The organism is Bradyrhizobium sp. Kon10 (assembly GCF_055807395.1).
Genome location: NZ_JBVVOZ010000323.1, coordinates 1 through 250, shown reverse-complemented (window position 1 = coordinate 250; position 250 = coordinate 1). Strand labels below are relative to the sequence as shown.

At 56.0% G+C, this 250-nt stretch carries 1 protein-coding gene; it reads left to right on the top strand.

Going from position 1 to position 250, the window contains the following annotated elements; all coding sequences use genetic code 11:
• Positions 1-219: hypothetical protein (locus AC0L2O_RS37215; protein ID WP_473373258.1), on the top strand; the 219-nt coding region annotated here is incomplete at its 5' end.
• Positions 220-250 lie beyond the last annotated feature (31 nt).

Genomic DNA, 250 nt, shown 5'->3' with positions numbered 1-250 from the left:
CTCAAACCGAATGTCGCATACGACATAAACAACGGCTGGGAGTGGGGAAACTTCAGCTGGGCCCCAGTCGAGACGACGGATGAGATTCTGACGCGCGCAGCTGCCTCTCGGCATCGGATGGATTTCGCGTGCCTCAGTGCCGTCTTGAATACGGCAGCGAACGAACGAAAAAATGTTGGGCCCGTGTTCGAACCTGCGGGACTCGATCACGCCTCGTGAATGTATCATCAGGTGAATCAGGCCGTAACCA